We start from the raw sequence: 25,996 nt of genomic DNA on the forward strand, positions 1-25,996 counted from the left end.
GGCTTTTGAATATATTAAAGATGTTTTAACATTGTTTCATAAGCTGCTTTAGTTCCTGGACGCACTTTTGTAACCAAGCTCACTAAAACAATCACAACAGAAGCAGCTAAAAATCCTGGAATAATTTCATATATAGGAAAATTAAGCCACTCGGCTAAGAAATTTTTATATGCTACAACCACAACTGCACCGGTAATCATACCTGCAATAGCAGCGTATCTTGTCATTTTTGACCAAAATAACGAAAAGAGCATTACAGAACCAAAACTTGCTCCAAATCCCGCCCAAGCATAAGCTACTATACTTAATACACTTGAGTTTTTATCAGTAGAAATGATAAAAGCTATCACAGCTACTGCTAAAACACCAAATCTACCCAAAGTCATCACTGTTTTATTAGATGCTTCTTTATTAAAAATTCTTTTATAAAAATCTTCTGCTATAGTTGAACTTGAAACAAGTAATTGCGAACTTGCTGTACTCATAATAGCTGCTAAAATAGCACTAAGTAAAATGCCTGCTATCCAAGGATTAAAAAGTAATTGTGACATTACGATAAAAATCTTTTCAGGATCTTGCAAACTAAGCTCAAATTTACTCACATAAGCTATACCTAAAATACCTATCAAACAAGCACCTATTAAAGATATAACCATCCAAGAAATTCCTACAAAAGTAGCAGTTGGAATATCTTTAGTTGATCTTATAGACATAAAACGCACCAAAATATGTGGCTGACCAAAATATCCAAGTCCCCATGAAAGCGCTGAAACTATACCTAAAAAGCTTAATCCTTCTCCCATAGAAAAAGTATTTGGCTTAATTTCTTTGACTATATTAACAGCTTCACTAAAGCCACCTAAATGATAAATCATCACTATAGGCACAACAATCAAAGCACTCATCATTAATAAGCCTTGAATCAAATCCGTCCAACAAACTGCCTTATATCCACCTAAAAATGTATAAGCAACTATAATAACAGTTCCTGTAGTTAAAGCATAATCATATTGAATTCCAAAAGTTGCTTCAAAAAGTTTTGCTCCACCTACAAGTCCTGAAGAAACATAAAAAGTAAAGAAAATTAAAATAACAATAGCACAAACCACTCTTAATATATGCTTATCATCATCAAACCTTGTTTCAAAATAATCTGGAATTGTAATAGAATTTGCAATCACACTAGTATAAATTCTAAGTCTTTTTGCTACAAAAGCCCAGTTTAAAAACGCTCCTATACTAAGACCTATTGCAATATAACTTTCAGCCAAACCACTTACATATAACGCTCCTGGTAAACCCATTAAAAGCCAACCGCTCATATCAGAAGCTCCAGCACTAAGTGCTGAAACCACTGGTCCCATAGAACGACCACCTAAAAAATAGTCCTCTGAATTTTTATTTTGTTTATAAAAATAAAATCCGATAAAAAGCATTAATGCTGAATATGCGACAAACATTATCGCAATTTGAGTATTAATTTGAACAACCTCCATTTTATCTCCTTTATATTATTTTAAAGCACGAATGCCTAGATTTCCATAACGATGGAAAGATATACTTAAAGCTTTTTCATTATGATATAAAAGCAACTCAAAACGCCCATTTATTAAAGGCTTAGCATTAGCGATGATTTTTGCACAACTTGCTGCTTTTATGAAAATTTCATCATTAACATCTAATGGAGCAAAATAACGAATTCTCTCATAATCAGCTATTTTGCTAATGAAATTTTCTTTACTTTCTTTAAGGAATAAAGTTTTTGAACTAATTTTTTGATTAATCTTTTGCACAAGATCTATTTTTTCATGCTCATCATAACTTAAAACAAGATCAATATTTAATACACTAGCTGCTAAAATAACTCCTAAAATATCTTTTAAACTATCATCTTTATGCACTCTATAAGCGATATTTTTAACCTTTGTATAAGAGAAAAGATTATCCTCACCTCTTATATTGACATAATCTTTCGCACTTGCAAATTCATGTTTTGCATGGTAAGCATAGCTTCTTGCCATAGCTTTAATGACTTCAAAATCGGCTTTATCTTTTTCATTTAAATCCAAGCTTAAAGCGTTTAAATTTGATACTAATTCATTGTCTAAAACATTTTGATCAGCTTGACTTTGCTCTATGTCTAAAAATTGGGTAATGTAATTATAAATTCCAACTTTTCTACCAAAACCAATGGCTGATTTTTTAATACCACCAAAAGGTTGTCTTAGAACTATAGCTCCCGTTGTTGGTTTATTGATATAAATATTTCCTGCCTCTATGTGAGTATGAAAATACTCCCATTCTCTCTCATCTAAACTTTCAAATCCTGCTGTAAGTCCATAACCTGTAGAATTTACTATATCAATAGCTTCTTTTAAATCTTTTGCTTTCATTACAGTTAAAATTGGTGCAAAAAGCTCATTCATATGCGTAAAATCACCTTTTTTAGTACCATATTTAATCCCTGGAGTTAAAAGATAAGGATTATCATCTATAAATTTAGGTTTTAAAGCCCAACTTTCATACGGAGCTAATTCATCTAAAGCTTTTTGTAATTTCACATCTGGTTTATCTGCTAAAGCTCCAAGTTTATTTTTAAACACAAATGGATTTCCAACCGCCATAGAACTAGCAGCATCTACCAAAGTCTTTTTGAACTCTTCATCATTATAAACTTCTTCTTCTAAAACTAGTAAAGAAGTAGCAGAGCATTTTTGACCTGAATTTGAAAAAGCTGAATGAATGATATTTTTAATCGCACTATCACGATCGGCAAATTTAGAAACAATGGTTGCATTTTTACCGCCTGTTTCGGCACTTAAAAGCAATGTTGGATTAGCTTTGAGCATTGCATAAGCAGTTTCTTCTCCACCAGTTAATACTGAAAATTTCACACTTTGATCGACAAGTAAGTATTTTGATATATCACTACCTTTAGCAGGTAAGAAAATCAAAGCATCCTTAGGAATTCCTGCATCCCAAAAGCATTTACAAAGCATATAACCTGTTAACATCGATAAAGATGATGGTTTATATATCACTTTATTTCCTGCGGCCAAAGGTGCTGCTATGGTTCCTACTGAAATACCTACTGGGAAATTCCATGGTGCAATCACCACGCCTATGCCTTTTGCTTTAAAAGTCGTATTTGGATTTTGCTCTTTTAGTTTTTCCAAAGAATGTGGGTAAAATTCTAAAAAGTCTATAGCCTCACTAACTTCAGGATCAATTTCTAAGAAAGTTTTTCCTACTTCTAAGGCTGCTATACCTATTAAATCTCCTCTACGCTCTCTAACAAGTTGAGCAGTTTTTGCTAAAATTTTATAAATTTCATCATGACTTAAATCACTAAAATTTGAGCTCTTAGCTACATCTAAAGCGTGTTTAATCTCTGCTTGGCCTGCTAAGTGTGCTTTACCTATAGTGCGATTTTTGATTTTATCTTTAACTTCTACTACTTGTAAATTTTCGTTTTTAATTTCTTCTTTTGCAACTGGATAGACATCATAATTTTCTAAATTTTCATACTTAGCTCTTATACCCTTAGCCCATTCTCTATTTGCTTTTAAGATAAAATCTGTGTCAGGTTCGTTTTTAAATTCTTTACTCTCATAAGAACTAATAGCCTTTGTTTCATTATTTCTATCTTGAGTTCTATGAGTAGAATTATCCAAACTAGCAACACCTTCTAAAGATTTTATAAATAATTCTTTTTGTATTTGCCAATTTTTATCATTAATTTTAAGATTGAAAAAATATCTCATGAAATTATCTTCACTAGTATTTTCATCAAGTCTTCTTACTAAGTATGCAATAGCATTGTTAAAATGTGCTTCATCACAAACTGGTGCATAAAGTATTAGATCATGCATTTTAGAAAGCTCATAAGAGCATTGCAAACTCATACCCTCAAGCATTTCAAAAGTAAAAGATGATAAAGCTCCAGCTTGTGAAATTCTAGTATAAGCATAAGCAATTTCAAATAAATTATGACTTGCAATACCTATATTAATATATTTATGATTATCTCCCTCTAAGACAAAATCAAGCATTTTTTTATAGTTACTATCGGTGTCAATTTTTTTATAAAAAGTAGGTAGAGCCCAACCTCTTTGTGAAGCTATAGTTTCTTCACTTTCCATATTCGCTCCTTTAACAAAACGAATTTTTATAGGCTTCATACCTTTTAAAACTCTTTCTTTAGAAAAGGCAAAAAGTTTTTTCAAATACTCATAAGAATCAGGCAAATAAGCTTGTAAAACAATACCTGCTTTAATATCGTATTTTGCAACACTTTCCATAAAAGCTTCAACGGTTAATTCTAAATCTCTAAATTCTTCCATGTCAAGATTGATAAATTTAGACACACCTTGCTTTTTTTCTTCCTCTAAAGCAAGAGCATATAATTTATCCAATCTTTTTACCACCTCATCTTTAGAGTATTCAAAATCAATGATATTGATTTGGGAAAAAATGGTAGTAATTTTAATAGAAATATAAGTAATATAGCTTGTTTTTAATGCTTCTTCGTATTTTTTCATCCTATAAGCACTCTCAGCTTCGCCCAAAACCTCTTCACCAATTAAATTTACATTTAAAGTAATTTTATCTTCATCTTTTCTTTTACGCATATGAGGCTCTAAAACACTAGGATTTGCATCTAAAACCATAGCTTTAGTATCTTCTCTTAAATGCTTAATGAAAAATGGCACACTAAGAGTTGGTGCAAATTTTCCAAAATTTAAAAATGAAAAAAGTAAAAATTTTTCAAAAGCACTAAAAAAATCTGCTATACCATATTTATTTAAAGTATGTTCTATTAGCTCAAAACTAGCGCTTTTATCTTTACATCTAAAAGAGCGATCTAAAAGCTCAATTAACATTACTTTATTTTTAGGATTGTTTAAAAGTTTTTGCATTTTGGCATGAAATTCTTTTTCACTTTGAGAAATATTACTTTCTATCTTTCTTTGTAATTCTTCAGCTAATTGCAAAGCTTTTTGTATCATTTTTTCCTCCACTTTAATAGTTAATATGTATTTATGATACAAAAAATGCAACGAAAATCAACATATATTTATTTGTAATTTATTTTTTTATGTAAAAAAGTAACAAATATAAACATATATTTTTGATTGTAAATAAAATATTAGCGCAATAATAAATAATTATGAGTATTTCTTACACATCTAGCAATAATCTTTGCCTCTATATTGTGATCTTTCAAAATTTTTAAAGCTTCATTTGCTTCATTTTCACTCATACTAGCTAAAAGTCCACCTGAAGTTTGAGGATCAAAATACACTATATCCTCATCTTTTTCATTTAAATTATCAACCCAAATTTTTAGACTTTCTTTATTTTTATAAGCTCCGGCTGGGATAATCCCCATATTAGCCATTAACAAAACTCCATCCATTAAAGGAATTTCATTTTTATACACTTCTATCATAATTTCTTTATTTAACATTTCTTTTAAATGTCCCAAAAGGCCAAAACCGGTAACATCGCTTAAAGCACTAAGACTTTTAAAGCTCTTTAAAATACGACTTGCATAAAGATTTAAAAAACTCATTTGTTCTACTGCTTTTAAAATCTTTGCTTTTTCTAGCAAACCAGCCTTGATAGCAGTACTAATAATACCACTACCTATAGGCTTGGTAAGTAAAATCACATCACCATCTTTTGCGCTATTATTAGCTATAAATTTCTTAGGATGAACTACACCTGTTACACTAAGACCAAAAATAAATTCATCATTTTCTATAGTATGCCCACCTACTAGCACAGCACCAGCTTCTTCAACCTTAACTCTAGCACCTTCTAACACTTCAAGTAAAATTTCATTATTAAAATGACAAGTATCAAAGCCTACAATATTTAAAGCATTAATCACCTCAGCACCCATAGCAAATACATCACTTAAGGCATTTGCAGCAGCTATAGCGCCAAAATGATACGCGCTATCAACCACAGGTGTGATAAAATCAAGAGTTTGCACTAAAGCTAAATCTTCATTTAGCTTATAAACACTTGCATCTTCATTATTATCAATACCACTTAAAAGGTTTTCATGCGGTTTTAAAATGCCAAGAATTTTGTCAAGACCCACCGAGTCTAATTTGGCAGCTCAACCCGCAGCTTTTACATATTGGGTTAGTTTTTGATCTTTATATATCATAAAGAGATAATCTTTGCCTTTCCAAAAAGTTCATTTAAAATTTCATAAGCATTACCTATTTTACCTATTTTAAGCTCTTTGCTTTTGCCAAAAAATTCCAAACACGCCCCGCAACTATAAATTTCAACTCCTAAATTTTCAAGTTCTTTCATGGCTTCAAATGCCATATGAGAGCAATCAGTATTCATCAAAACACTATCATTAACACAAAGGATTTTTGCAGGTTTATTAGGTAAATCTTTTAAAGTTTTTAAAAAGCCTAGCATTAAATTTTTTCCAAGTTCTCCCTCGCCTACCCTATCGCTTTTTAAAAATAACACATTGTATTCTTGTAATTTTTTTTCTTGAGTTTGAGCTATATTGCTATCTTTTACAATGCTAATAATACTCTCATCATCTAAATCTTTAACATTAAATTCCAAATTTAAAGATTTTAAAAATCTCATTACATTTTCTTTGGAAGCTTGAGAATTTAAAAGAATTTCTAAATTTTCATTTTCTTTTAACTCTTCTAAAGCTTTTTTTGTTTCTATCACAGGACGTGGACAAGCTAAATCTCTACAATCAATTTTCATCTTTTACCTTTTTTATTTAATGATATATTGTTATAACTTGTATTCAAATTAAGTTTTATCTTTTTCTTGATTTTTCTTGAAAAATAATTCTTTAAAGCGTTTATTAGTGTATTCTTCTACATCTTGTTGTAAAATTTTAAAATTTTGAATTAACTCATAAGCTCTTGGAGTAAGTTTGCTACCTGACTCACTTCCTCTTCCTTTTTTAGCAATGAGTAATTCTTCTTTCATATTTTTTTCTAAATCTTGTATATAAAGCCATGCTTTTTTATAATTAATCCCTAGTTGTTTAGCTGCTTGAGAAATACTTCCACATTCTCCTACTAATTCTAAAATATCTGTTTTACCTTTACCAAAAAGTAACTCACCATCAGAATTTTCTACCCAAATTTTACTTTTTACATGAAATTTTTTACCCTTTTTTTCTTCAAAACAACCAAGTTCACAGTATTTAACATCAATTTTATAAGTTTTAAGTGTAGCTCTCATATCAGCCATATTAAAGTCTTTAGCACATTCTAAAGCATCTTTGCATGTTATGCGACGCTTAGAATCTAATTTTGTTTCTAATTTTTCCAAAATTTCACTTTTTGCTATATTTTTATTTAACTTGCCAAATTGACCTAGCTCACAATCTGAAATTTTTACGCCTAATTCTTTTATAATAACTTGAAAATCTTCTTTAGAGTATTGTTTTAAAAGTTCTAGTGCTTTTTTACAAGTAAGTTTATTATTTTCATCAAGATTTTTTTGAATTTGTAAAATTAGCTCTTCCATGAATTAACCTTGGATTATAAGTGGTAAAAAGGGTGCCTGTAAACACCCTTTGAGTTATTTTGCATCAAGTCCTAAGTTTTGACCCTTGAGTAAAACTCTTTTTCTATACATTGCACTAACTTCAGCTGCATCACCAACCAAAAGTGCATTTGTAGAACAAACCGCAGCGCACATAGGTACTTTACCTTCTGCAATACGATTTTGTCCATAAAGCTCTCTTTCTTCATGAGAGTTAGTAGGCTCAGGACCACCTGCACACATAGTACATTTATCCATTTCACCCTTAATGCCAAAAGCACCATCTCTTGGAAATTGTGGAGCGCCAAAAGGACATGCATAAAGACAATACCCACAACCTATACAAGTTTTTTTATCATGTAAAACAATACCATCAGCTCTAATATAAAAGCATTTTACAGGACAAACTTGCTCACATGGAGCGTCTGTGCAGTGTTGGCAAGCAAGAGTTGTTGAAAACTCTTTGCCTTCTATACCTTCATTTAGAGTGATTACTTTCCTTCTATTAATTCCCACTGGTACTTCATGCGCACTTGAACAAGCTACTTGACAAGCAAAGCAAGAAATACAGCGATTATTATCTACATAAAATTTCATTCTAGCCATAACTTACCCCTTAAGCCTTTTCAAGTCTGCAAAGTCCTGCATTAAACTCAGAAATTTGCGTATTTATATCAAAACCATAGTTAGTAACCGTGTTAGAACTTTCCCCTATAGTATAAGGTTTAGTACCTTCAGGATAATTGTAACTTAAATCCACTCCTTGCATAATACCTGCAAAATTATAAGGCAAGCAAATTCTATCTGGTGTAACTGAATGATTATGCACACATTTTACTTTAATCTTAGTACCTTGTGGCGAGTGAATCCACATCATATCACCATCATTTATACCATATTTTAAAGCAAGTTCAGGGTGTACATTAGCAAACATCTCAGGTGTGATTGCGGCAAGATATTTACTAGTTCTCTCAAGCATACCCGCGCCACTTAAATTTACTAAGCGCATACTTGAAATAATAGTTGGAAACTCTTTACTCCAATCTGTTTTTTGCTGCTCGCTAATAAATTTACTCTCAACCCTAAAGTTTTTCTCTTGATCGCCCCAAGTAGGATATTTTTTAACCAAATCCCAGCGAGGTGAGTGAATAGGCTCTCTATGTAGTGGAATAGGATCAGCAAATTCCCAAACTTTCATTCTCGCTCTTGCATTACCTAAACAACAAGCACTTTTTTCTCTACATTTTTCTAAGATTATACCTGAAATATCTGTGCTCCAGCTAGCACCCATTAATTCTTTTTCTTTATCGCTTAGTTTGATATTAAACACTTTTTCGATATTTTCTTTAGTGATTTGCGGGTAGCCACCTTTAACTTTACATCCTTTTGGAGTAAAGGCTTCATCTGCTAATTGAGAATGCCCATCATGCTCTAAACCAAAGCGATTTCTAAAGCCCATACCACCTTCTTCATAAGGAATATCCGTATTCCACATAATAGAAGTACCTGGGTGTTGTTTATCCCAACAAGGCCAAGGTAAACCATAATATTCACCTTTAACTTCACCGCCAATACCTCTTTGAGTATCAGGATCAAAATGTTCCCAATTTTGTTGGTGTTTTCTTAGACGTTCAGCTGAAATACCTCTTAAGCCTATACTTAAAAGACCATTACTCATTTCTCTTGTAGCATCATCAGGCCATATGAAATTATCATCACTATCATCTCTTGTTTGTACAAGTTTATGATCTTTTAATTCCATTTTCATACCACGAGTATATTCTTTATAAAAACCAAATTTTTTAGCAAAAGCAAACATAATCTCTTGATCTTCTTTACTTTCATAAATTGGTTTTACTACTTGAGAACGCCATTGCATAGCACGGTTAGTCGCTGTTACATAACCTTCTGTTTCGAATTGAGTACAAGCTGGGATGATATAAATACCATCTGGACGATCTGCTAAAACTGCTACTTCATTTACAAAAGGCTCAGCAATTACGATCATATCAAGTTTTTTAAGTGCTTCTTGAATTTTTACCGTATGTGCCATAGAAGTAATACCCGTTCCTTGCACCCAAAGTACGCGGATAGGTGAGTTAGAATAAGTTTTTTCTTCATGTAAAACGCCTTGCCACCATTTTGCTAGCGAAAAGCCTTTTTCATGCATCCATTCTTTAGAATAAAATCTTGAATTTAAATACTCTCTTTCGACATTCCATACATTAGAGAAGTGATTCCAAGCATTATCATCAAGTCCATAATAAGCTGGTAAAGTATCTGCCAAACAACCCATATCAGTAGCACCTTGAACATTATCATGTCCTCTGATGATGTTTGTTCCTGCGCCTGGTTTACCTATATTACCAAGAACAAGTTGCAAGATAGCTAGAATTCTTGTGTTAGAGCTACCTACTGAGTGTTGAGTAATACCTAAAGCCCAAAATAGCGTAGCAGGTTTGATTGTAGCTAGCATTCTTGTGATTTTTTCAAGTTGAGCAGCCGGAACACCTGTTACATCTTCTACAACTTCAGGAGTCCATTTAGCAGCTTCTGCTTTTATTTCTTCAACCCCATAAGTTCTAGTTTTGATTAATTCTTTATCTTCCCAACCATTTTTGAAGATTAAATGAAGCATACCATAAACTAAAGCTATATCTGTACCTGGACGAATTCTTACGTATTCATCAGCATGTACTGCAGTCTTTGTAAATACAGGATCTACAACTACCAATTTAGCATTATTACGATCTTTTGCTTGTAATAAATGTTTAAATCCAATAGGATTAGCCACAGCAGTATTTGCACCAAAAATAATCATCATTTTTGAGTGTTTAGTTACATCACCAAAATGATTTGTCATAGCGCCATAACCCCATGTATTCGCCACACCGGCGACTGTTGCGCTGTGTCAAATTCTAGCAACGTGGTCTATATTGTTAGTACCCCAAAATGCTGCAAATTTTCTAAAATAATAAGCTTGTTGGTTATTAAATTTAGCCGAACCTAAAAACATAACGCTATCAGGTCCATTTTCTTTACGGATTTCAAGCATTTTATCACCAATTTCATTGATAGCTTGCTCCCAAGTTAAACGCACCCATTTACCGTTTTCTTTTTTCATAGGATATTTAATACGCTGTTTTGATTTAGTAAGATCGATTTGATCTATCCCTTTACAGCAGTGTGATCCTTGAGAAATAGGATGTTCTATAGCGTTTTCTTGACGCACCCAAACTCCATCTTGTACTTCTGCTTTAATTCCACAGCCTGCACTACAGATACTACAGATTGTTCTAACAATCTTAGAATCTGGATAAGGATTTGCTACTTCTTGTTCACTTGCAGCTCTAATAGCTTTGTTTTCACTACCAAAAGCCGCACTTCCAAGACCAGCAATACCAGCAAGCTTAAGAAAATTTCTTCTTGCTAATGCCATCTTCTTCCTTTCTTAATTAGTAAGCTATTTTGTAGTATTTTTCCCAATGCATAGTTTTTTTATAAAGCACTTCTTTTTTAGTACTTTTTCCTAAAACTACGGTATTTTGCTCTTGGTAATCATCTTTAGCTAAAGCATTAACGCTCGCTCCAGCTACTACCCCTAAAGCACCAATTTTCAAAGATTTTTTTAAAAAATCCCTTCTTTGATTGGCCTCCATGTTCTCTCCTTTGAAATAAAAGTAAAGAATAACTATAAATACTTAATTTTAAAGTATTTACACACTTAAACATTATAACTTTTGCATATTTTCACTTAAGATTTTATTTAATTTCTATTTTCATAAAAAGATGATTTTGATAATATGTATTTTGGTAACAAAATACATATTTATTTTTATAATTTGCTAAGTTCTTCTATATTTGTTTTACTAAATTTAGTAGGAAGTCTTGGTTCATAAGGAAGTCTTTGTAAAGCCTCATCTGCTATACTTTTACCTTCTTTTTTTACAGGCGCTTGTACTTCTAAATAAGCCCTTTCGTTTGTAAAAAAGACTTTCATAATATTAGCAATAGCAATGTAAAAATTTGAGTTTTTATGGATTTGTAATTTCTCTACAAACTCATCTATCACAGGATTTATCACAAAGCGAAATAATTGCTGTGCAACTTTTAAATCATGCTCAATAATACTTGCCATAAAAGCAAACAAAAAGCCAAATTCATCTTCACTTTGTCTGCAATCTTCTTTTTTTCTAAATTTGGTTTTTCTAATGATTTCACAAGCTTGAAGTTTCATTTTGCCATCATCTCTGCCCTCATCATAAAAAGAAGCGCTAATAGGCACATTCACGTAAGAAAAATCAAAAAACACCGCATTTTGTTCTTCTTTAAAACTTGCAAAATCGCATGCGCTAAGTTTTTCAAAATCAGACTTTAAACTATCATCTAAAGGACTTTGAGCTAAAACTAAAACTTGTTCATGCCAAATTTTAAACTCTTTTTCATCGATAAAATTAAAAGCTTTTGAAAAAAATTCATAAAAATATTTGCGCGAAAGATCAATATCTTGTATCATTAATTTTCCTTGTTATTTTTATTTGATTATAACAAGGAAAATTTAAAAAAATCAAGTGAGATTTTAAAATTTTGTTTTAGAATCGTAAGTAAATGATGGATTGATTTGTTTTTTATCGCTTAATTCTTTATACCAATAAGAGTGCAAAATATAAACTTCCTCTTCTTCTTTATAACCACTAATCATAGAATGGATACTTCCTTTAATAGCAAATACAGCCATATAAATATGAATAGCAAAAAATACCGCACATAAAATACCCAAAATATTATGGATGATAGCTGAAGCTCTTAAAATATCTATATGAGAAATTCCAAAAATAGATTGTAAAGAAGTAGAATTAAAATCAAGGAAAAACATAAACGCACCGGTGATTATCATCAAAAATCCACCAAAAACAGCTATATAATACCAAGATTTTTGACCAAAATTAAACTTGCCAGCAGGCACAGGTTTTTTCTCTTTACTTAAATATCCACCAACCATCATCATCCATCTTAAATCATAACTTGCAGGAAGCATTCTTTTAATCCAACATAAAAGCATAGGAATGATAGAAATGATAAATAAAATAGTAGCAATGCCATGTAAGTTTTTACACATTCTTACAAAAAATCCACCACCAAAATATGATCCAAAAATCATAATAAGACCGGTTGGCACAAGGATAATCCAAGAAATTGCTGCTACAAAATGAAACAATCTTTCAAATACCGAAAAGGCATAAATTTTCTTACCATCATGAGAAAATTTCTTTGGACCTATGACCATATAATGCAATGCAAAAGCTGAAATTACCACTATAAGTATAATCAAAACAACACTTGCAATATACTCACCTTGTAGTTTAGTCCACAAAGCACCAAAATTTTGATAACTTTCTATATTCATCACTCTTTGCACATCCCAAATTTGAGTATTTTTAACTTCAAAATTTTCTTGAGCAAATAGAAAGTTAAAACAGGCTAAAAGAGCTAGTATAACCCTATGCATAAATTACTCCTAAACATTACACACTAGCCAAAGCTTAGCGTTGTAGTTTTGTTAATTTTCAGTTTCCATTTTTATTTTAAAAAAAGTTTTATTTAAAAAACATAAATTTGCAAAAAACTACAAAAAAACTCAATTTTTAGTTTCTTTTTGAATAATTTTCATAACCAAATTCTCTTACCATAGATAAATTTTCATTCTTATCTAAGAACATTAAATTTGGAAGTCTTACTCCATTAAAAGTGGTGTTTTTAACTATAGAATAATGAATTTGATCTAAAAATACTATTTTTTGCCCTATTTTTAACTCTTGATTAAAAGCATACTCACCCATGATATCCCCTGCTAAGCAAGTATTACCACCAAGTAAATAAGCAAATTCATTTTCTTTTAACTCGCTATATTTTTCCCCATCACGGCTTGATAAAATTCTAGCATTTAAAACCTCACTTGTATAAGGCATGATGATAGTATCTGGCATATGAGCTTCACTTGAAGTATCTAAAATAGCTATTTTTTTCTCATTTTCTACTATATCTATCACACTTGCAACTAAAGTCCCACACTGCCAACCCACAGCCTCACCTGGCTCAAGATATACTTGCACTCCATATTTATCGCTAAATTTTTTACAAAGATCAATTAGTTTTTGCGTGTCATAACCTTCTTTTGTAATGTGATGACCCCCGCCAAAATTAATCCATTTCATATTTTTAATAAATTTTGAAAATTTAGCCTCAAAAGCATTTAACACAAGCTCTAAAGAATGCGCACTTTCTTCACACAAAGCATGAAAATGAAGCCCACTTAAAGCACTTAAATCTTCATTTTCAAAATCAATCGCACGAATTCCTAGTCTTGAAAATCTACCACAAGGATTATAAAGTTCTTTTGGAGCCACTGAAAGCTCTGGATTACAGCGCAAACCAAGAGACTTTTTACTTGCTTTGTCTTTAAATTTTTTAAACTGATTAAAAGAGTTAAATACTATATGGTGTGAAAGATCTATGATTTCATCTATTTCATCCTCTTTAAAAGCAGGTGAAAAAGTATGAATTTCTTTATCCATATATTCTTTTGCAAATTTAGCTTCCCAAAGCCCACTGCAAGTACAACCTGATAAATACTCACCCACTATATCCATAGCACCTGAAAAAGCAAAACCCTTTAGAGCAAGTAAAACTTTTGCTCCACTTTGCTCGCTCACTTTAGTCAAAAGTTCACAATTTTTTCTAAGTTTATCTTCTTCTAAAATATAAGCAGGGGTTTGAAAGTCTTTATCTAAATGATTTTTAATTAGCATTATTTATCCTTAATTTTTGATTTAAAACCACTTGTATAACAAATCATATTAAAATTATATCTTGTTTTTATAATTTACAATCATTAATCAAATAATAGCTATAATCAAAATCCAAATCAAAATTAATTTAGGAGTAAAAATTTAATGGATAGAAGGTTATTTTTAAAATTTAATGCTTTAGGTTTAGCAAGTATTAGTAGTGCTTATGCAATGGGGGATCATTCTCATCATAATATGCACTCAAAACATACACAAAAAGATACAAAAGAAATCGATACTTCTTTTATCAAACTAGAAAATCCAAACATTAAATTACTCGATGAAAAAGACTTTCCTAACGGACAAACATTAGCAAATTTAAAACTTCTAAAAAACACAAGCACAAAGAAAAATTTCTTTAGATCAAGTATAGAAATCAAAGAAAGTCAAATAGAACTTGTTAAAGGTAAAAAAACAAAATGCTTTACTTACAATGGCTCTATACCTGGACCTAAAATAGAAGTTTATGAAGGTGACACTGTAGAAATTTTGGTAAAAAATAGTTTAAAAGAACCAACTACTATCCACTGGCATGGACTTGATATACCACCTGAACAAGATGGTAATCCACATGATCCTATCATGCCTAGTAGAGAAAAAATTTATCGCTTTAAACTTGGAGAAAATTCAGCAGGAACCTACTGGTATCATCCACACCCACACTATACCACAGCAAAGCAAGTTTATAAAGGTTTAGCAGGGGTATTTGTAGTTAAAGCTAAAAAAGATGCATTGTCGCATTTACAAGAACAAGATTGGGTAATTAGCGATTTACGTTTAGATGAAAATGCACAAATTCCTGATAATAATTTATTTGATTGGCTAAATGGTAGAGAAGGAAATTTAGTTCTTATCAATGGACAATTAAAGCCAAAAATAACACTTGACAAAGCTCAAAGAATTCGTATTTATAATTTTTGTGCGGCAAGATATTTAAATTTACGCATTAAAGGCGCTAAATTTATTTTAGTAGGGACCGATGGAGGGCTTATAGAAAAAGGTATTGAATTAGATGAGTTATTTTTAAGTCCTGCTTCAAGAGTAGAAGTACTAATCAAAGCAAGTAAGGGTGATTTTAAACTTGAAAGCATTTATTATGACCGCGATAAAATGCTTGTTAAAGAAGAACCTTACACTCTTATGCTAGCTGATCTTAAAGTAGAAAAAACTATAGAAAACATACCTGAAAAATTACGCGAATTTCCACCTTTAAAAGAAGCCACAAGCTTTAAAGAAGTGATTATGAGCGAAGATCATATGCAAATGCATGGTATTAGTAAAAAAAGTGAAGAAGAAATCAAAAAAAGCCTTGTCTCTATGTTTTTAATCAATGGTAAAACATTTGATATGAATAGAACGGATTTAACCTCAAAATTAAATGAAATAGAAGAATGGGTAATAAAAAACAAATCGCATATGGATCATCCTTTCCATATACATGGAACACAATTTGAACTCATATCTTCTAAATTTAAGGATAAAATAACAAAAGCAAAATTCAGAGCATTGCAAGATACGATTAATGTAAGACCTGGAGAAGAATTAAGACTTAGAATGAGTCAAAAATTTACCGGTATTAGAATGTTTCACTGCCATATTTTAGAGCATGAAGATCTTGGAATGATGGGAATTTTAGAAATAAAAGAATAAAGGTAAAAAATGGTAAAAGTTGAATTTCTAGGGCCAATTAACAAAGAAAGCTTAGAACTAAATGTAAGCAATCTTAAAGAATTAAAAGCAATTTTAGAGCAAGATGAAAGCTTAAAAGAATGGCTTGAACTTTGTGCAGTTGCTTTAAATGATGAAATGGTTTTTGATGATGAAACTACCTTAAAAGATGGGGATAAAATTTGTTTATTACCACCGGTTTGTGGAGGATGAGTTATGTTTGAATTACATCAAGGAGCCTTAGAAATTCCTAGCATTTATGCTAGATGGTATGAATATGCTAAAGATAAAAACTGCGGAGCTTTGATCACATTTTGCGGTATAGTGAGGGCTGAAGATGAGATTGAAGCTTTGAGTTTTGATATATATGAGCCTTTATTAAAAACTTGGTTTGAAAAATGGTGCCAAAAACTTGCAAATGAAAATGTAAGCTTGATGTTTGCTCATTCTATCGGTGAAGTTAAGGTGCATGAGAGTTCTTATTTTGCTGGGGTTTTAAGCAAGCAAAGAAAATTAGGACTTAAGTTAATTAATGATTTTGTAGAAGATTTTAAAGCAAGTGCGCCTATATGGAAATATGATATCATTAATGGCGAAAAAATTTATGCCAAAGAACGCTCTTTGAAACTTCAAGGAGCAGGAATTTTAAGCACTAAGGACTAAAATGCTAACTTCTTATAGCCAAAGTTTAGACATACTTCATTCACACATACAAACATATGAAAAGATAGAAAACATCGCTTTAACACAGTGCTTAGATAGAATTTTAGCCATAGATATCAAAGCTTCTACTAACAACCCTCAATTTCCCACAGCCTCTATGGATGGCTATGCAATTAAATTTAGCGAGCAAGACGAGGCTTTGTCTATCATAGGCGAAGTACCTGCTGGAATTTTCCCAAGCTTTAAAATACAAAATAAAGAATGTGTTAAAACCTTTACAGGCTCTTTAATGAGTGAGGGTTGTGATACCTTAGTACCTGTGGAAAAAGTTGAAGTTAAAAACAGTGTAGTCTATATAAAAGAAAAAGTTCCACAAGGCTTTGCTGTGAGAAAGGTGGGTGAGAGCTACACCAAGGGCGAAATTTTACTCACTAAAGGCACAAAACTAGGTTATAGCGAGATAGCACTTTTAGCTGAGCTTGGATATTTTCACATTAGTGTATTTGCTAAACCTATCATAGGCGTGCTAAGTAGCGGAAGTGAGATCAAAGACTTAGGCGAAAGCTTAGAACACCCTGCACAAATTCGCTCATCAAACCATATAGCCATAGCTAATATGGCAAAAAAACTTGGTGCTAAAGCTAGAATTTTCCCACTTTTAAAAGATGATATGCAAAAAACCCCAAGTGTTTTAAAACAAGCACTTAATGCGTGTGATATTTTAGTTACCACCGGTGGGGTTTCCATGGGGGATTTTGACTTTTTAAAGCAAGCCGTTAAAGAGTATGAAATCATCTTAGACAAAGTCGATGTAAAGCCTGGCAAACACATCAAAATAGCCAAATTTGAAGATAAATTCATCTTTGCCCTACCGGGTTTTCCATACTCGGCTATGGTGATGTTTAATTTATATGTAAGAGAACTTTTAAATGCTTGGCTTTTACAAAAAAAAGACTATGTATTTAAAGCATTTGCAAATACTGACTATAAGAAAAAAAGTTTGCATTTAGAATTTGTGGCTTGTAATGTAGAATTTAAAGATGGAAAAATTTATGCCAATTTAAAAGGCAAAAAACAAGGTTCAAGTGCTATCATCAACAACCTTAACCACAAAGCTGCACTTATGATAGCACATGATGATATAAAAGAAAATGATTTAGTGGATATTGTTTTAATGCCTTAAACAAGTGCTTTTTGAATTTTTTCTAAAAGTACTTATATTGGTAACTAATATTTACAATAGCTCAAAAAAATATTTTATAAAAAACAAAATATTCTAATCAAGAAATTAAATAACTTAATAAAATTTAAACTATTTACAAATTTATTTAAAGATAGGCAAATATAAAGCTTTTTTGTTATACTTAATTAAAAATTTTTGAAGATTGAAGATAAAATCAAGGAAAAAAATGGCAAAGAAAAAAGAAGTAAAACTAGAAGACGCATTATGGAAAAGTGCCGACAAACTACGCAAAAACATCGATGCAGCAGAATATAAACACATAGTTTTAGGACTTATATTTTTACGCTACATTAGCGATAGCTTTATGCAAAAATACGAAGAATTACTCAAAGAGCAATCCCAAGGAGCCGACCCAGAAGATGCAGACGAATACCTAGCTGAGAATATCTTCTTCGTCCCTGAAAAATCCCGCTACACCTACCTAAGAGACAACGCCAAAGACCCCAAAATAGGCAAAATGCTAGATGAAGCGATGGATGAGTTAGAAAAGCACAACGACACTTTAAAAGGAGTTTTACCAAAAGTCTATGCCAAAGACAACCTAGATAGCAAATGCTTAGGCGAACTCATAGACTTGATAGGCAACATCGCCTTTGATACCGATAAGAGTGCGGATGTATTGGGGAATGTATTTGAGTATTTTTTAGGTGAGTTTGCCTTAGCAGAAGGTAAGCAAGGCGGACAATTCTACACCCCAAAATGCGTCGTAGAACTTCTAGTAGCTATGCTTGAGCCTTACAAGGGCAGGGTGTTTGATCCTTGCTGTGGAAGTGGCGGTATGTTTGTTCAAAGCGAAGAGTTCGTAAAATCTCGCCAAGGCAGACTAGATGACATCTCAATCTATGGTCAAGAGTCAAACCAGACCACCTACAAACTCGCCAAAATGAACCTAGCCATAAGAAAAATTGAAAGCTCACAAGTGATATGGAACAACGAAGGCTCATTTTTAAACGACGCTCACAAAGACCTAAAAGCTGACTTTATCATAGCCAACCCACCATTTAATGACTCAGACTGAAGTGGCGAACAGCTAGAGCAAGACGGCAGATGGAAATACGGCGTCCCACCAGCAAGCAACGCCAACTACGCTTGGATACAACACTTTTTATATCATCTATCGCCAAACGGCGGTGTAGCAGGATTCGTCCTAGCTAAAGGCGCACTTACAAGCAACACCACAAATGAAGTAGCCATTAGAAAAGCACTCATTGAAGATGATTTGATAGATTGTATAGTAAATCTACCCGCAAAGCTATTTTTAAACACAGGTATCCCTGCATCACTTTGGTTTATAAGACGCCAAAAGCTACCAAACACAGCTAAAAAGACGCTTTTTATAGATGCAAGAGATTTAGGAACTATGATAAATAGACGCAACAAAATCCTAAACAAAGACGATATAAACCAAATCGCAAACACTTATAAAGCTTGGAAAAACAGCACCGATTATGAAGACATAAAAGGCTTTTGTAAAAGTGCTAGTATAGATGAGATAAGAGAGCTTTCTTATGTGCTTACACCAGGACGTTATGTGGGGCTAGCTAATAGTGATGATGAGTTTGATTTTGATACTAGATTTAACGAGCTTTTGACCAAGCTAAAATCCCAAATCAAAACCGAGCAAGAGCTAAGCGAAACTATATTAGAAAACTTAGAGAAGATTAAATGATGTTTTGTGTTATGCTTTCGTCAAAATCACTTAAAACTAGCTTAATTTATACGGCTCATTGCTTGAAAATACGATCTTTTAGCGTTTTTTCTTCTGTTGTGTTTTCGTCATTATCTTTTAAATTAAGCTTAAACAAACGAAATTCCGAATTCAAATTCTTAAATTTATTTCGTGTATTTTTTACGGAAATAAATTCCAAGGGATTAAGATATGAATGAGTGGAAAAAATGTAAGCTTGGGGATATTTGTAGCAAGGTAACATCTGGTGGGACACCATTAACAAGTAATGCTTTATATTATAATGGTATTATTCCTTGGTTGAATACTAAAGAAGTAAAAAATTGTAGAATATATGAAACTGAAAAATATATTTCTCAGCTGGGTTTAGAAAATTCATCTGCTAAGTGGATCGAAGCAAATTCTGTTATTGTCGCTATGTATGGTGCAACTGCAGGTAAGGTTGCTATAAATAAAATACCATTAACTACCAATCAAGCATGTTGTAATTTAACAATTAATCATGAAAAAGCAGATTATAATTTTATATATTATTTAATACTTCACAATTTTGAAACTTTGGAAATTTTAGCAACTGGTGCTGCACAACAAAACTTAAATCTAAACACGATTGCATCTCTTGAAATTACACTACCACCATTAGAAGAGCAAAGGCAAATCGCTGCTATCTTAAGTAGTATTGATGATAAGATAGAGCTACTACACGAGCAAAACAAAACCCTAGAAGAACTCGCCCAAACTCTTTTTAGACACTATTTCATAGAAAACCCAAACCCATCTTGGCAAGAAAAACCATTGAGCGATTTTGGCAATATAATTTGTGGAAAAACTCCTTCAAAAAAGGTTGATGAGTATTACAATGGAAATATTCCATTTATTAAAATTCCTGATATGCACGGAAATATTTTTGTGTTTAAAACAAATGAGTATTTATCCGAGTTAGGTTCACAAACCCAAATAAATAAATTTATCCCAAAAAAGAGTATTTGTATCAGCTGTATAGCTACGGTTGGCGTTGTATCTATGAATGCTTTTGAAAGTCATACAAATCAGCAAATAAACTCTATCATTCCTAAAAAAGAGCATTATAGATATTTTCTTTATCTATATATGAAGCATTTGTATGATTATTTGCAAAGTATGGCAAGTGGTGGCACAGCAACGGCTAATTTAAATACAAGGGATTTTTCAAATATTCATATTTTAATGCCAGATGAAGAAATGATGATAAATTTTAATGATAAAACAAGTGAGTATTTTGACAAAATATTTAAAAATTTAGAACAAATCCAAACCCTAGAAAATATGCGTGATATACTTATCCCAAAACTTCTAAACGGAGGAAGAAAAATAAACAACTAAAGGAGAATGTATGGATAAATACAGGTTTGTAAAATTTCAGGTTAAATATTTTCGGTCTTTATTAGATATTACTTTAAATATAGATAATGCTAATATAAATACAATTTGTGGTGAAAACAATATTGGAAAAACTAATTTTTTAAGAGCTTTAAATTTATTTTTTAATCACAATAATGGCGTAGAGTATAATCAAAATGAAGATAGGCCATATCATATTCAAAAAGGTTCCGGTGGCGGTAGAAAAACAGAATTAATAGGTTATTTTACAAAAAATAATGCCACACATATTTTAAAAATTGAATTTCACAGAGATAAGATTGTATATGTATTAAATAAAGAAGTGATAGATTGGAAAGCTGCTAAAGATATTATAGAAAGTTTTAAACTTTTATTTATAGAAGCAAGTAATGTTAATATGCCCAGTGTGATTTCTACTATTTTAGAAAATGACGCTCTGTTAGCCTTAGATAATAAACGCAAAAAGCAAAGTGAGCCTTTAAAGACATTAAGAAATTTTATAGAGCAATCAAAGAAGGCTATAGAAGATATAGAAAAAGATATTAACGCATATTTAAAGCAAATGCTAGATTTTGATAGCACCTTAAAAGACAGAGAAATAAAAATTAGATTTGCTGAATTTGAAAAATTAAGAGATGTTGTAAAAACTATGACATCTATTACTTTAGATGATGGAAATGACCACCTAATGGATCATAAAGGGAGTGGTGCTCAAAGAATAGTGCTTTTATCTTTAATGCAATATATTGCAGATAAAATTACAACAGATATAATATGGGCAATTGATGAGCCGGAGGCATTTTTGCAGCCAAAATTACAAAAAAAGGTTATGGAAATATTTAAAAATATTGCAAAAGAGAAAAAGCAATCTATTATTATGACAACACATTCTCAATACTTTGTGGATTTTAATAATTTAAATAATACTCATTTGTTCGAATTGAGAAAAAATGAGAAAACTTATAAACATAAAAAAGCTAAGATATTTCAAGAAATTAATACAAGTCCAGTTAGCATAGGCACTACATTTGAAAAGTTATCTGCTATTAAAAAACATTTAGGCATAGAAACTAATGATAATTGGGATATTATGCCTTATAATATTTTAGTTGAAGGTGAAGAAGATAAGAAGTATTTACAGATGCTACTTGAAATTTTAGATTTACCTATGCCAAATATTATACATTCTGGCGGTGCAAGTAAAATAGCAGGTTTTTTAGAATACTTTAATAATCAGTGTAGCGATACTTCTTTTAAACCATATTTTATATGTATTTTTGATAATGATAGTGAAGGTAGAACACAATATGACAAAATATCAAAAAGTAATCGATATCCAAATATAAAGCTTGATATAAAAAAATTAAAAAGATATGGAGAATCGATACAAGGAAATGTGGATACTTGGGAGATTGAAGATTTCATGCCTGTCAAAATAATTGTAGAAGCAGTTAATGCTATACTTAAACGCAGACGATACAATACGATAAAAAACTCTCAGATAAATTCTAGAAAAAAACCAGCATATAAAAATATGTCAATTTTAACTTATTTAGAACGGTGTATTGCTGATAGGAATGAAAATCAAGAAAGATTTATATTAAATACGGAATCAATAAAAAAAGGCATTTGTCAAAATGCATTCATGGCTCGTGAAAAATACACAAAAGATGATTTGGAAGATTATCATATTGATTTTATGAAAGAGCTTATTGACAGTTTCAACAAAGTAGATTTAATAAAAAAGGAGAGTTAAAATGAGCAAGGCGAAGACTAGTGAGTTTGATTTAGAGCAGTTTGTCATATCATCACTACTTGAGCATGGGTGGTGCTATGAAAAGCCAGTAAGAGCCACTAATGAAGTCTTACTAGAAACTAGCCTTATAAATGCACTTTGTAGGCTAAATCCACAGCTTGATTTATCAAAAGCTAATGAGATTTATAAAGAGCTAAAAAGCAAAAATCATCTTAGTCTTTTAGATAGTAATGAAAACTTTCATTATAAGCTTGTAAATGGGGTAAATATAAGCACTATAAAAGACGGCGAAAGCAGAGCTGATATTATAAATCTAATTGATTTTGATAATGCAAGCAACAATGAATTTACAGTAACAAACCAGCTAAGCATCACAGAAGCTAAAGAAACCAAAATCCCCGATGTGGTGCTATACATAAATGGAATTCCACTTGTTTTAATTGAGCTAAAAAGCCCAAGCGATGAAAACGCCACGATAAACTCAGCCTATAATCAAATAAACACTTATAAACAAGCAATCCCAAGCATTTTTACATACAATGCTTTTTGTGTGATAAGCGATGGGTATTTTGCTAGGGCTGGGAGTATTTCGGCTGATTTTTCAAGGTTTATGGCGTGGAAAAGTAGCGATGGGATAAACTATACTCCAAACAAGTCTTTAGAGATAAAAACCCTAATAGATGGTATGCTAAATCCAAAAACCTTGCTAGATATCATTTGTAATTTCATAGTTTTTGAAAAAGAGCAAATAAAGGACATAAACGATATTTTGAGTATAAAAACTACCAAAAAAATCGCAGCCTATCATCAATACTACGCAGTAAATAAAGCTATTAGTAGAACAATCACAGCAAGTAGCAAAGACGGAGATAAAAAAGGCGGCGTGGTATGGCATACGCAAGGTAGTGGGAAATCTTTGTCTATGGTGTTTTATAGTGCTAAAGTGATAAAGGCTTTAAATAATCCTACGATTTTGGTTATCACGGATAGAAATGACTTAGATGACCAGCTTTTTGGCACTTTTGCAAGTTGCGCGAACCTTTTAAGACAAGAGCCAAAACAAGCAAACGATAAAGAGCATTTAAAAGAGCTTTTAAAGGTAGCTAGTGGTGGAGTGGTATTTACTACTATTCAAAAATTTAGCCCAGAAAATGATAATGTATTTGAGCGCTTATCTCTTAGAGATAATATCATCGTGATTGCAGATGAAGCACACAGAACCCAATATGGCTTTGATGCAAAAGTAGTAGAAGAAAAGTCAAAAAGTGGCGATGTGTTAGGGCAAAAGATAGTTTATGGTTTTGCAAAATATCTGCGTGATGCTTTGCCAAATGCTACTTATATAGGATTTACAGGAACGCCAATTGAAAGCCATGATATAAATACCCCTGCAGTTTTTGGAAACTACATAGATATATATGATATATCAAGAGCTGTTGAAGATGGTGCTACTGTGAGTATATATTATGAAAGCAGACTTGCTAAAATAGAGCTAAGCGAAGAAGGAAAAAGGCTCATAGATGAACTAGATGAAAGACTTGAAAACCAAGAAAACGAAAAAGCAAAAGCTACTAAACTAGAAGCAGTAGTAGGTAGCACAAGCAGACTAAAACAAATCGCCAAAGACATAGTAGAACACTTTGAAGCAAGGTCTAGTAAGCTCGGCGGAAAAGGTATGATAGTAAGTATAAGCCGAAGTGTAGCTATAAAACTATATGATGAAATCATAAAAATAAGACCAAACTGGCATAGCAATGAGCTAAATAGTGGGGCTATAAAAGTAGTGATGACTTCAAGTTCTAGCGATGGAGTGGAGTTTAGCAAACATCATACAAGCAAGACTCAAAAGCAGTTTTTGGCAAATCGCATGAGAGATATAAACGATGAGCTAAAGCTTGTTATCGTGGTGGATATGTGGCTAACAGGATTTGATGTGCCATCGCTTCACACTCTTTATATAGATAAGCCTATGAAAGGGCATAATCTAATGCAAGCTATAGCTAGGGTAAATAGGGTTTATAAGGATAAACCTAGTGGGCTTGTGGTGGATTATCTTGGGATTGCAAGTGATTTGAAAAAGGCTTTATCGTTTTATAGTGAAAGTGGTGGCAAGGGCGATATAGCAACCACTCAAGAAGACGCTGTAAAGGTGATGATAGAAAAGCTAGAGATTGTAGAGCAAATGCTACCAAATGACTATGAAAGATACTTTGAGCTTGATACGGGGGCTAGGCTTGATTATACCCTTGATGTAGAAGAGTATATACTATCAAATGAAAATGGTAAAGATAGGTTTATGAGCGAGTTTGCAAGGCTTGATAAAGCCTATACGATAGCTATACCGCATGAAAAAGCTTTAGGTATAAAAGATAAAATTGCCTTTATGTATACAATAAAAGCTAGATTTTTAAAGTTTACTAGAGCAAATGAGAGTAAAAATACAATTAATCAAACAATCATAAAACAAGTGGTAGATAAGGCTATCATATCATCTAATGTGGTGGATATTTTTGATGCTAGTGGGATAAAAAAACCTGATATATCTATACTTTCTGATGAGTTTTTACTAGAAGTAAAAAATATGAAGCGTAAAAACTTAGCCTTTGAAATGCTAAAAAAGATACTAAATGATGAGATAAAATCAAGGCAAAAGCTAAGCCTAACAAGGACTAAAAAATTAGTGCAAATGCTAAATGAGACTATCAAAAAATATAATAACAAATTAATCTCATCAAGCGAGGCGTTAGATGAGCTAATAAATATGAGTAAAAACATAGCAAGTATGGATGATGAGGCTAAAAGACTAGGACTAAAAGACTATGAATACGCCTTTTACTCAGCACTTGCTTGTAATGATGAGTATGAAAAGATTTTAGGAAATGAAAAATTATTAGCACTTGTTAGCGAAATACTACAAATCATTAAAAACAATGCGAGTATAGATTGGATGATAAAAGAAAATGTAAGAGCAAGATTAAGAGTAGCCGTAAAAAAGGTACTCAAAAAATACGGCTATCCACCTGATATGCAACAACTCGCAATTGATGGAGTTTTAGCTCAAGCTGAGATTTTAACTCAAGAATTAGCTAGCGAACATTAAATAATACTAAAAATATGAAAATTTATATTACTACTTTTATATCTACATATATAAAAGTAGTAAAAACAAAATTATATAAGCTATTCTATCTTATAAACGC

Annotated in this window: 18 protein-coding genes and 1 pseudogene; 8 read left to right on the forward strand and 11 right to left on the reverse strand. The window is 31.8% G+C overall.

Annotated features, from left to right (window positions below; all coding sequences use genetic code 11):
- Positions 1-14: 14 nt before the first annotated feature.
- From putP to nspC, 11 genes are all read right to left on the reverse strand, one after another.
- On the reverse strand, positions 15-1,496 hold the full coding sequence (putP, locus tag L8U00_RS04220) for a sodium/proline symporter PutP (protein WP_039617615.1): 1,482 nt from the start codon (positions 1,494-1,496) through the stop codon (positions 15-17).
- 15 nt (positions 1,497-1,511) lie between these two features.
- Entirely contained in the window at positions 1,512-5,009 is a 3,498-nt protein-coding gene (locus tag L8U00_RS04225; RefSeq protein ID WP_263708610.1) for a bifunctional proline dehydrogenase/L-glutamate gamma-semialdehyde dehydrogenase, read from the reverse strand.
- 140 nt (positions 5,010-5,149) lie between these two features.
- Positions 5,150-6,181: a selenide, water dikinase SelD gene (gene selD, locus L8U00_RS04230; RefSeq protein WP_263708611.1), complete on the reverse strand. Its 1,032-nt coding sequence runs from the start codon at positions 6,179-6,181 to the stop codon at positions 5,150-5,152.
- Positions 6,178-6,756, reverse strand: coding sequence for a sulfurtransferase-like selenium metabolism protein YedF (yedF, locus tag L8U00_RS04235; RefSeq protein WP_263708612.1), 579 nt, complete (start codon positions 6,754-6,756; stop codon positions 6,178-6,180). Before yedF ends, selD begins: the two co-directional genes overlap by 4 nt.
- A 48-nt stretch (positions 6,757-6,804) precedes the next feature.
- Positions 6,805-7,533, reverse strand: coding sequence for a winged helix-turn-helix domain-containing protein (locus L8U00_RS04240; RefSeq protein ID WP_263708613.1), 729 nt, complete (start codon positions 7,531-7,533; stop codon positions 6,805-6,807).
- A 54-nt stretch (positions 7,534-7,587) separates the two neighbouring features.
- Positions 7,588-8,157 carry a formate dehydrogenase FDH3 subunit beta gene (gene fdh3B / locus L8U00_RS04245; protein WP_039662920.1) on the reverse strand — a complete coding sequence of 190 codons (570 nt, stop codon included), beginning with the start codon at positions 8,155-8,157 and terminating at the stop codon, positions 7,588-7,590.
- A 10-nt stretch (positions 8,158-8,167) separates the two neighbouring features.
- Entirely contained in the window at positions 8,168-10,990 is a 2,823-nt protein-coding gene (locus L8U00_RS04250) for a formate dehydrogenase subunit alpha (RefSeq protein WP_263678542.1), read from the reverse strand.
- Between the two features lie 16 nt (positions 10,991-11,006).
- Entirely contained in the window at positions 11,007-11,210 is a 204-nt protein-coding gene (locus L8U00_RS04255; protein ID WP_012661099.1) for a twin-arginine translocation signal domain-containing protein, read from the reverse strand.
- Between the two features lie 176 nt (positions 11,211-11,386).
- Positions 11,387-12,067, reverse strand: a complete 681-nt coding sequence (locus L8U00_RS04260; protein ID WP_263708614.1) for a molecular chaperone — start codon at positions 12,065-12,067, stop codon at positions 11,387-11,389.
- A gap of 63 nt (positions 12,068-12,130) precedes the next feature.
- On the reverse strand, positions 12,131-13,060 hold the full coding sequence (locus L8U00_RS04265; RefSeq protein WP_263708615.1) for a formate dehydrogenase subunit gamma: 930 nt from the start codon (positions 13,058-13,060) through the stop codon (positions 12,131-12,133).
- 136 nt (positions 13,061-13,196) lie between these two features.
- A complete protein-coding gene (gene nspC / locus L8U00_RS04270; protein ID WP_263708616.1) occupies positions 13,197-14,360 on the reverse strand; it encodes a carboxynorspermidine decarboxylase in 1,164 nt (387 codons plus the stop codon).
- Between the two features lie 144 nt (positions 14,361-14,504).
- Here nspC and L8U00_RS04275 point away from each other — a divergent pair, with 144 nt between their 5' ends.
- The 8 genes and pseudogenes from L8U00_RS04275 (at position 14,505) to L8U00_RS04310 (ending at position 25,896) form a co-directional block, all read left to right on the forward strand.
- Positions 14,505-16,049 carry a multicopper oxidase family protein gene (locus L8U00_RS04275; protein ID WP_263708617.1) on the forward strand — a complete coding sequence of 515 codons (1,545 nt, stop codon included), beginning with the start codon at positions 14,505-14,507 and terminating at the stop codon, positions 16,047-16,049.
- A 9-nt stretch (positions 16,050-16,058) separates the two neighbouring features.
- Positions 16,059-16,280 carry a MoaD/ThiS family protein gene (locus L8U00_RS04280; RefSeq protein ID WP_263708618.1) on the forward strand — a complete coding sequence of 74 codons (222 nt, stop codon included), beginning with the start codon at positions 16,059-16,061 and terminating at the stop codon, positions 16,278-16,280.
- A 3-nt stretch (positions 16,281-16,283) separates the two neighbouring features.
- Positions 16,284-16,730 (forward strand): molybdopterin synthase catalytic subunit, encoded by a 447-nt coding sequence (locus L8U00_RS04285; protein WP_039627992.1) that lies wholly within the window; start codon positions 16,284-16,286, stop codon positions 16,728-16,730.
- Position 16,731: 1 nt separating this feature from the next.
- Positions 16,732-17,913 (forward strand): molybdopterin molybdotransferase MoeA, encoded by a 1,182-nt coding sequence (locus L8U00_RS04290; protein WP_263708619.1) that lies wholly within the window; start codon positions 16,732-16,734, stop codon positions 17,911-17,913.
- A gap of 226 nt (positions 17,914-18,139) precedes the next feature.
- Positions 18,140-19,642: pseudogene (locus L8U00_RS04295) on the forward strand (N-6 DNA methylase).
- A 210-nt stretch (positions 19,643-19,852) separates the two neighbouring features.
- Positions 19,853-21,022 carry a restriction endonuclease subunit S gene (locus L8U00_RS04300; protein WP_263708620.1) on the forward strand — a complete coding sequence of 390 codons (1,170 nt, stop codon included), beginning with the start codon at positions 19,853-19,855 and terminating at the stop codon, positions 21,020-21,022.
- A gap of 10 nt (positions 21,023-21,032) precedes the next feature.
- Positions 21,033-22,796: an ATP-dependent nuclease gene (locus L8U00_RS04305; RefSeq protein WP_263708621.1), complete on the forward strand. Its 1,764-nt coding sequence runs from the start codon at positions 21,033-21,035 to the stop codon at positions 22,794-22,796.
- Position 22,797: 1 nt separating this feature from the next.
- A complete protein-coding gene (locus L8U00_RS04310) occupies positions 22,798-25,896 on the forward strand; it encodes a type I restriction endonuclease subunit R (protein WP_263708622.1) in 3,099 nt (1,032 codons plus the stop codon).
- Positions 25,897-25,996 lie beyond the last annotated feature (100 nt).

The organism is Campylobacter sp. IFREMER_LSEM_CL2256, from assembly GCF_025771645.1.
Classification (GTDB): domain Bacteria; phylum Campylobacterota; class Campylobacteria; order Campylobacterales; family Campylobacteraceae; genus Campylobacter_D.

What these genes read in the sequence shown, in the direction of transcription:
- putP (WP_039617615.1), bottom strand. Translation starts at nt 1,496, where the DNA reads ATGGAGGTTGTTCAAATTAATACTCAAATTGCGATAATGTTTGTCGCA.
- L8U00_RS04225 (WP_263708610.1), bottom strand. Translation starts at nt 5,009, where the DNA reads ATGATACAAAAAGCTTTGCAATTAGCTGAAGAATTACAAAGAAAGATA.
- yedF (WP_263708612.1), bottom strand. Translation starts at nt 6,756, where the DNA reads ATGAAAATTGATTGTAGAGATTTAGCTTGTCCACGTCCTGTGATAGAA.
- L8U00_RS04240 (WP_263708613.1), bottom strand. Translation starts at nt 7,533, where the DNA reads ATGGAAGAGCTAATTTTACAAATTCAAAAAAATCTTGATGAAAATAAT.
- fdh3B (WP_039662920.1), bottom strand. Translation starts at nt 8,157, where the DNA reads ATGGCTAGAATGAAATTTTATGTAGATAATAATCGCTGTATTTCTTGC.
- L8U00_RS04255 (WP_012661099.1), bottom strand. Translation starts at nt 11,210, where the DNA reads ATGGAGGCCAATCAAAGAAGGGATTTTTTAAAAAAATCTTTGAAAATT.
- L8U00_RS04260 (WP_263708614.1), bottom strand. Translation starts at nt 12,067, where the DNA reads ATGATACAAGATATTGATCTTTCGCGCAAATATTTTTATGAATTTTTT.
- L8U00_RS04265 (WP_263708615.1), bottom strand. Translation starts at nt 13,060, where the DNA reads ATGCATAGGGTTATACTAGCTCTTTTAGCCTGTTTTAACTTTCTATTT.
- nspC (WP_263708616.1), bottom strand. Translation starts at nt 14,360, where the DNA reads ATGCTAATTAAAAATCATTTAGATAAAGACTTTCAAACCCCTGCTTAT.
- L8U00_RS04275 (WP_263708617.1), top strand. Translation starts at nt 14,505, where the DNA reads ATGGATAGAAGGTTATTTTTAAAATTTAATGCTTTAGGTTTAGCAAGT.
- L8U00_RS04280 (WP_263708618.1), top strand. Translation starts at nt 16,059, where the DNA reads ATGGTAAAAGTTGAATTTCTAGGGCCAATTAACAAAGAAAGCTTAGAA.
- L8U00_RS04285 (WP_039627992.1), top strand. Translation starts at nt 16,284, where the DNA reads ATGTTTGAATTACATCAAGGAGCCTTAGAAATTCCTAGCATTTATGCT.
- L8U00_RS04290 (WP_263708619.1), top strand. Translation starts at nt 16,732, where the DNA reads ATGCTAACTTCTTATAGCCAAAGTTTAGACATACTTCATTCACACATA.
- L8U00_RS04300 (WP_263708620.1), top strand. Translation starts at nt 19,853, where the DNA reads ATGAATGAGTGGAAAAAATGTAAGCTTGGGGATATTTGTAGCAAGGTA.
- L8U00_RS04305 (WP_263708621.1), top strand. Translation starts at nt 21,033, where the DNA reads ATGGATAAATACAGGTTTGTAAAATTTCAGGTTAAATATTTTCGGTCT.
- L8U00_RS04310 (WP_263708622.1), top strand. Translation starts at nt 22,798, where the DNA reads ATGAGCAAGGCGAAGACTAGTGAGTTTGATTTAGAGCAGTTTGTCATA.